This window comes from Ruegeria sp. K11 (assembly GCF_056531905.1).
In genome coordinates, this window is record NZ_JBQFMP010000035.1 from 1 (window position 1) to 5,296 (window position 5,296).

Genomic DNA, 5,296 nt, shown 5'->3' on the forward strand with positions numbered 1-5,296 from the left:
GATCGTCACGGTTAGCTCCTGTCATATTCCAGCCCGCGTTAACAGAACTGCGTTCGATCTGACAGGTGGGGACGGAGTTTGCGACAGAACCCGTGTAACTCAAACCGCCCGCGTAGATGCAGAACGGCCTCGGCCATGGTGTTGATATGGCCTGGCGTTCTAGTCACGGCCTGCGCCAGCATCCGGCCATTGACATCAAGAATACCGGCCGAGATATCGCCGCATTCGCGCACGATGGGCGAGAAGGCGGCGCGGATCAGGGTCTGGCCCTGTTCTTCAACCACGGCCAACAAACGGTTCCACATCACTTGCAGGCGGGCGGGCGAGAATTCGGGTTTCGAAGTCATCATGCGCCTCCTTTCTGGTCTTGAACCAGGACGAGGTTGCCGATCGCGTCCATACTTGCCGAAAAATCGACGGGTACGAGCGTGGTGGTCTGCGGTTCGTGGATCAATGCAGGGCCGCAGACATGGTTGCCCGGTTTCAGATCGGTACGGGCGACAAAGGCTGCATCTTTCACGATGCCGTCGACGTCGCAGGTAATGGGTCGCCACTCGGTCACTTTAAACGCAAGGCGGTCTGGTGTTTCCGGAACCGGTGGTACGTTGTTGTCCGGTGTCGCGACCCGAACGGCCCAGTTGAGAATCTCGATCTCCATTCCCGGCACAGGACGCGAGAATTGCTTGCGGTATTCATCCTCGAACGCGGCGGTCAGGGGGGAGATATCGTCTGGTGTCAACGCGCGATCTGGCAGATTGATCTCTATCTCATGCCCCTGACCGCTATAGCGCATGAAGGCGGTGCGCTGGGTCTCGGACGTGGCGTCGCTGGCCCCTTGGGCCACGACCTCTTTTGCTTCGGCAATCATCGCATCGAACAGGCGATTTACCCCAACCAAATCCATGTTGTTCAACAGGCAATAGCGCGAGCGGACGATTTCGAATGAAACCGGAGCGAACAGGAAACCAACCGCGGACCCGACGCCCGGGTTTGGCGGGATGACGATGCGTGACACACCGGCAAAGCGTGCCACACGGGTTGCGTGCAGCGGGCCGTTGCCTCCGAACGCGATCATCGTGCGTGAGCCAAGGTCTTTACCGGATTCCACAGCATGCATGCGACCGGCGCTGGCCATGCTTTCACCAACGATGCGGCTGACCCCATCTGCCGAGCCTACAGCATCCAGTTCCAACCTTTCCCCAATCACTCGGGTCAGGGCGGCCTTGGAACCATCCGGATCAAGTTGAATGTGCCCTTCAGCGAATGTTTCGGGCGCGATATAACCCAATGTGATGTCACTGTCGGTCACGGTGGGTTCTGTGCCGCCGCGCATGAAAGCGACCGGCCCTGGCTCTGACCCGGCAGATTTCGGACCGACCGTAAGGCGGCCCAGACGGTCCACCCCAGCAATGGACCCTCCGCCTGCTCCGATTTCGATCATCTCGATCACCGGAATGCGAACGGGCATGCCAGAGCCTTTGATGAATCGCGCCGCACGGGCGATTTCGAACGCGCGCGAGGTTTGCGGGCGGGCCTTGTCGATCAGGCACAGCTTGGCGGTTGTGCCACCCACATCGAAAGACAGTACCTCATCGAGCCCGGCACGGGCTGCAATACGAGCAGCCAGAATGGCCCCTACTGCCGGACCGGACTCAACAAGACGGATGGGGAACCGGGCGGCGGTTTCCATGGTGCACATGCCGCCGCCTGCGGTCATCATCAGGATCGGGCAGGCCACGCCTTCGGCCGAGAATTGCTCGACAAACCGCGCCAGATAGCTGACCATCAGTGGCTGGATATAGGCGTTGGCCACCGTGGTGCACAGCCGATCAAATTCGCGGGCCTCGGGGCTGACGTCGGACGAAATCGAGACGGTAAGACCGGGACGATGTTCCGCTAGAAGTTGGCGCAAGCGTTGTTCGTGCGTAGGATTGGCGTAAGCATGCATCAGGCAGATCGCAACCGCCTCGGCCCCGCTGGCATCCAGTTGGGCTAGCAAGTCGTTGATCTGTGTTTCATCCAGAGAGATCAGTACCTGACCCTCCGCCGACATGCGTTCACGGATAACGAAAGACCGTTCGCGCGGAACCAAAAGGTCCGGCTTTTCCAGATTGACGTCATACTGGGAGTAGCGCCGCTCGTATCCGATTTCCAGGATATCTCGAAACCCTTCAGTACAAATGGTTGCGACGACGGCGCCGCGTCGCTCGATCAAAGCGTTTGTCGCCAGAGTCGTGCCATGGACAAAGCCGGTAACCTCCGAGAGCTTATATCCGGTTTTTGCAGCCACGCGCCGCGCGCCTTCCAAAGCTCCATCGGCTGGGTTCTGGTGCGTCGTCAGGGTTTTGGTTGATGCAAGGATCTTATCTTCGCCGGACACCAGAACGGTGTCGGTAAATGTGCCGCCGATATCAATGGCAAGCCGTAGCACGTGTGTCATGTTTCATCTCTATCTCGCGTGACTTCGTAACAAATGAAACGCCCCGGAAAGGACGATCAGTCACGCAAAGCGACAAGATCACAACTGGTTGCCCGACGATTCAGTGGGTTTGAGATATACTGGCAATTCATCAAATCTATTTAAACCACCCGGCGGGCTCACGCCTAACTGATTTGCGACAGAATTGCCCGCAACCGACACATTGCGCCCCACAAGCAGAAACGCCGCCAATTCAGCGCTAGTGAAGAAGCTTATGCGGTGATCCGTAAAGATCACGTTTGATGTCTCGATGGGTAGAAACTTTCGAGCGTTTCAACACGTGGGCCATCTCAACGACAGGGGCATTTTCGTGCCGCCATTCATAACCTGTCCCGTCAACGACGTCGGTCTTTCGTATTCGTGGCGGGATGGTTGAGTTGACCTGCCCATAGTGCACCAAACATATACTTTGTTTGACTTTGATGCTTAAACCCCTCTAATTTGGATGAGGTGCGGAAGGATCGGGTCAAAGTTCCGGTCAGTAGGATCAGCTAAATCCGCGTTTGAGTCCGATAACGCCAGAATGTGCATTTTGTGGGGACGAGCAGATGAGCATTGTTGCACAAACCAATCGGGTCGGAGAGTTCACTTATTTGGACGCGATGACTGAATCTTCGTTGGTTCGGAACGGTAAAGTATTTACCCGGCGTGACAACAGCGGATCAGATGATGCATGGGTCGGTGTCACATTTGACAAGCGAAAAATCCCTGTGCACGACGCCCGCGAGGTCACTGGCGCGAACCGGCATCGGTTGGGTCCAAACGGATTTGAATTGTTGCAGCGACCTATCGACAATCTCGATGTGGATTTCCTGAATAATGAAAAAATAGTCCGCGCCTATTATCCCCATTGTCAGGACATCATTCGGCAAGCCACCGGCGCTAGAACTGTTGCCGCGTTCGACCACAATGTCCGGTCGGTATCGGGCAACCGGAACAAGCGTCGCATCGAAGGTGGCCAACATGTGCAGCCGCCTCTGCACATGGTCCATGGGGATTATACCATGACCAGCGCGCCTCGGCGATTGCGTGATCTTACGCGGCCTCCGACCGGCAATGACACTTATCGTTTCACTCTGAAAGAAGGTGAAACATTGTTGGATCGTGATGAGGTCGAAGATGCGATAAGCAACGGGCGTTATGCGATCATCAATCTTTGGCGCAGCATTTCGACCGAACCGGTCAGAACCAACCCCCTTGCATTGTGCGATGCAGCATTGGTCAGCCCAGAGGACCTGGTGGTCTTCGAAATACACTATGCTGACCGGATAGGTGAAAATTACTATGCCAAGTACTCCGATAAGCATCAGTGGTTTTTCTATCCTGACATGACGCGTGACGAGGCGTTGCTGATCACGCAATGGGATTCTGCTGGCGAATTGTCATGTTCGAAAGGAATGCGGGCTGACAACCCTCAGAAAGATGGGGTGTCAACGTTTAGTTTTCACAGCGCCTTTGCCGATCCATCGGTGGGAGAAAACGCTCCGGATCGCTGGAGCATCGAGGTACGCTGCGCTGTTCTGTACGATGTCTGAATGCCAGAATAGAGCCAGATTTAGAGGGAAAAATGTCGAATGTTTGTGCGATCATCGGCGCCGGAGAAGGGTTGGGCGCTGCTCTGGCGCGAAAGTTTTGCATTGAAGGAATGGACATTGCGCTGATCTCGCGCTCGGAAGAAGGCAGCGCTGCGGCAAGGGACGCCGCGTTTGAGGCCCGGCCTGATGCCCGGGTGCGCTTCTACAGCGCGGATGCGACTGAGCCTGAAACGATAGAACATGCTCTATCAGCTGCTGCCCGCGATTTGGGGCAGATTGACGTTCTGATCTATAATGTTCGCGACTCCTTCAGCCCGATCGATCCTCTGGACATGAGCTATGATGCATTGGAAGCGATATTTCGGCTTGAGGTTATAGGCGCATTTGCAGCGACCAAAGCTGTTTTGCCCACAATGCGTGAGAAGGGTGAGGGCTGCATATTCTTTTCAAGCTCCACCGCTGCATTCCGGGGATCAGGAAAGATGCCGCTTTATGCCATTGGCAAATTTGGTCTGCGCGCGTTGTCACAAGGACTGACCCGCGCTTATTCGAAAGACGGAGTTCATTTTGTGCATGTGCGTCTGGACTGTGATCTGGACGTTCCAGTCATGCGGGCGCGCTACAAAGACAACTACGACCCAGAGAAATTGGCGCAACCAGGCGACGTCGCGCTCAGTTATTGGCACGCATACAAACAGCCGCTATCAGCCTGGAGCAACGAAATTGAGTTGCGTCCTTATTCCGAGACGTGGACTTTCTGAGGTTTGGGGCCGCTCGCCGCTTTCCTGAGGCTATTCGTGCCTGCCGGACAGTGAGTTTGTTGCAAAGTCGATTTTCGGTAAAAAAGAGACTCAATGCACTGACCATCTGTTGAATGCCCGCGCTATGATCTGGGCGGACTATTCCAGGACATTCTCGGTGATGCTGTTTTCCCGAATTGCGAGGACTGAAGAGTAGGTCGACACCGAATAGGGTACACAATAAGTCAGCAGAATCTTCAGCAACATATTCAGATCGACATTCCCGGATAGCAAGCGGTCTCCATGATTGATGACCGCCAGAATGGTGCCAACGACCAAAGCGATGCGCGTGGCGCGCTTCACCACTGGCCGTTTCATGGCGATATACCAAAACCGGGTTTGCGTTTGCGTTTTCATCCCGACAAAGTCATTGCGTATATAGCTAGACCGGTCAATACACCACGACCGAGCGGATGCTCTCGCCCCGGTGCATCAGGTCGAACCCTTCGTTGATATCGTCCAGACTCATAGTGTGAGTGATC

At 55.5% G+C, this 5,296-nt stretch carries 4 protein-coding genes and 1 pseudogene; 2 read left to right on the top strand and 3 right to left on the bottom strand.

Annotated elements, in window-relative coordinates; all coding sequences use genetic code 11:
* Positions 1 to 116: 116 nt before the first annotated feature.
* Both ACR0K4_RS22820 and ACR0K4_RS22825 read right to left on the bottom strand, forming a co-directional pair.
* Positions 117 to 347 (bottom strand): annotated as a pseudogene (locus tag ACR0K4_RS22820) (hydantoinase B/oxoprolinase family protein); the annotation flags it as partial.
* Positions 347 to 2,440 (bottom strand): hydantoinase/oxoprolinase family protein, encoded by a 2,094-nt coding sequence (locus tag ACR0K4_RS22825; RefSeq protein WP_480855899.1) that lies wholly within the window; start codon positions 2,438 to 2,440, stop codon positions 347 to 349. The pseudogene ACR0K4_RS22820 and the gene ACR0K4_RS22825, both read right to left, overlap by 1 nt.
* A 587-nt stretch (positions 2,441 to 3,027) precedes the next feature.
* On the opposite strand from ACR0K4_RS22825, the gene ACR0K4_RS22830 reads away from it, so the two are divergent.
* Both ACR0K4_RS22830 and ACR0K4_RS22835 read left to right on the top strand, forming a co-directional pair.
* Positions 3,028 to 4,014, top strand: coding sequence for a CmcJ/NvfI family oxidoreductase (locus ACR0K4_RS22830; protein ID WP_480522285.1), 987 nt, complete (start codon positions 3,028 to 3,030; stop codon positions 4,012 to 4,014).
* A 32-nt stretch (positions 4,015 to 4,046) separates the two neighbouring features.
* On the top strand, positions 4,047 to 4,775 hold the full coding sequence (locus ACR0K4_RS22835) for an SDR family NAD(P)-dependent oxidoreductase (protein WP_480855900.1): 729 nt from the start codon (positions 4,047 to 4,049) through the stop codon (positions 4,773 to 4,775).
* 138 nt (positions 4,776 to 4,913) lie between these two features.
* Here ACR0K4_RS22835 and nrtS read toward each other — a convergent pair whose 3' ends face one another.
* Entirely contained in the window at positions 4,914 to 5,171 is a 258-nt protein-coding gene (gene nrtS, locus ACR0K4_RS22840) for a nitrate/nitrite transporter NrtS (protein WP_480522283.1), read from the bottom strand.
* Between the last annotated feature and the right edge of the window lie 125 nt (positions 5,172 to 5,296).